Raw genomic sequence first — 1,819 nt, 5'->3', positions numbered from 1 at the left:
ATCCCGCCGCGCCCACGGACGGCCCGGCCCCGCCCGATGCACGCCGCCGGCGACCCGACGGCTGAACTGCAGGGCGCAGGACGCGAGGGCCCCACCTCGCGCTCGGATGGGGCCCTCGTGGTCTCGGAAGCTCAGGAGCAGATCTGACGCACGTAACCGCTCATGCCGGGCGCGCGGAGGGACAGGTCGCGCTTCATCATGCCGATACCGTACTTCGTGACGAGCGAGCAGTCGAGCGCGGCGGCCTTGCGGTACTCCACGTTGAGGGCGGGCTTGCCGCGCTTGACGTACTCGGCGAGGGGCGCGCACTCGCCGTACTGCTGGCACTCCTCGTTGATCATGCCGTCGAACTTGTCCACCATCATCGCGCCCGTCCGGTCGCGCAGCAGGACGTTGTCGGGGCCGTTCTTCTGGAATACCGCGAGGCCCTTGGCGTGGACGGCGTCGGCGACCCAGCCGTTGAAGTCGATCTGGTTCTGCTTCGTGATGACCCCCGAGGTGACGTTCTCGTCGTTCTGGAGGTTGTCGGGCTCCACGGCGTCGAACCCCTTGTCCTTGCACATCTGGAAGCGGGCGTTGAGGATCCCCGCGAGCACGGAGCCCGGCTTGAAGACGTCGCGGACGTCGAGGAAGGACTCGTCGGGCCAGTCGGGGTCGGTCTGGATCTTCAGGTAGGCGGGGTACTTCGACGCGTCGGGGCGCCAGCCCTCGTAGCTGCCCGCGTTGATGTAGCAGACGGTGTAGATGCCCTGCGCCTTGAGCTGCGCGACCCTGGTGGCGCTCGTCTCGAAGCCGTCCACGTCGAGCATCACGGCGCCCGCGGGCACCTTGATCTGGCTGCTGGAGGCGCCGATCTGCCAGTCCCAGGCCACGCGTCCGGCCGGAGGCCTGCGATACGTCGTGGTGGTCGTGGTGGTCGTCGTGATCGTGGCCTGGGGCGTGACGGTGGCGCTCTCGGCGATGGGCGTGGTGGTGGTCTGACCGCAGGCGGCCAGGAGGCAGGTCAGGGCGAGGAGCCCCATGATTCGATGTTGCATGTTCGTTCCTTCTTCGGCAACCCGGCCGACCCTTGGGGTCCCGTGGCTTTGCGTGGCGCCCTCGCGGACGCTTTGCCGGTTCGTGAAGTCGTGGACGGATCGCGGGTCCGTCCGTGGCTGCGCAACCACCTAGAGATTTAGCTGGCCTTCACATGTGCGAGATGAGGATTTCTTTGGCGGAATGGACACAAAATTTCACGAGCGACCGATGAATACGAGCGCGTCCGACGTGGACGCGCTCGACTTCCTCTCATGGAACGGCGTTTCTCTTCATAGAAACGTCATGTTTTTGGATTCCTGATCACGAAACGATGGTTCGTTATTTCAACCCGAACTTCAGCCGTACGTTCACCCCGAACGCCCCCTTCTCCCGGTACAGGTCGAGGACGCCTCCGTAGGCGAAACACTCGGAGGTGAGCGTGACGTCCGTCGCGAGGCCCGCGCGGTCCCTCACGACGTCGTAGCTGAGGGTGGGCACCACGCTCGCGGCGCCCACGCGTCCGGCGACGGAGACGCTCGCGACGTTCCTCGTGGGGGCCCCCGCCAGCCAGTCGTAGGCGTACGCGTACGAGACGCGCCGCAGGGCGACGGCGCCCAAAGAGGGGGGCGCGTCGTACGCGACGTCCACGGCGGTCGTGCGGGCGTTCACGTCGCGCAGGCCCGCGACGGGCGCCGAACCGAACACCTGCCGCTCCGTCTGCTCCACCCGCGCGCCGAAGCCTCCACCCGACGCGGTGACGGTGAGGGCGCCCTCCACGGCCACCTGCGGACCGCGCGTGAAC

General features: G+C 67.4%; 2 protein-coding genes and 1 riboswitch. Both genes read right to left on the bottom strand.

The annotated features are described in order from the left end of the window. Positions 1 to 131 precede the first annotated feature (131 nt). Complete coding sequence (locus tag DEIPI_RS30630) at positions 132 to 1,037, bottom strand: endo alpha-1,4 polygalactosaminidase (RefSeq protein WP_045234189.1); 906 nt, start codon at positions 1,035 to 1,037, stop codon at positions 132 to 134. 12 nt (positions 1,038 to 1,049) lie between these two features. Next, positions 1,050 to 1,124, bottom strand: a riboswitch (cyclic di-GMP riboswitch). Positions 1,125 to 1,356: 232 nt separating this feature from the next. Beyond that, the coding region (locus DEIPI_RS0111880) for a hypothetical protein (protein WP_169737088.1) at positions 1,357 to 1,819 on the bottom strand (463 nt) is incomplete at its 5' end.

The sequence above is a fragment of the Deinococcus pimensis DSM 21231 genome, from assembly GCF_000519345.1.
Taxonomy (GTDB): Bacteria; Deinococcota; Deinococci; order Deinococcales; family Deinococcaceae; genus Deinococcus_A; species Deinococcus_A pimensis.
Note: the sequence above shows the minus strand (reverse complement) of the source record. Positions and strands in the feature narration are given on the sequence as shown.

Coding starts and splice junctions, on each gene's coding strand:
- DEIPI_RS30630 (WP_045234189.1), bottom strand. CDS start 1,037: ATGCAACATCGAATCATGGGGCTCCTCGCCCTGACCTGCCTCCTGGCC.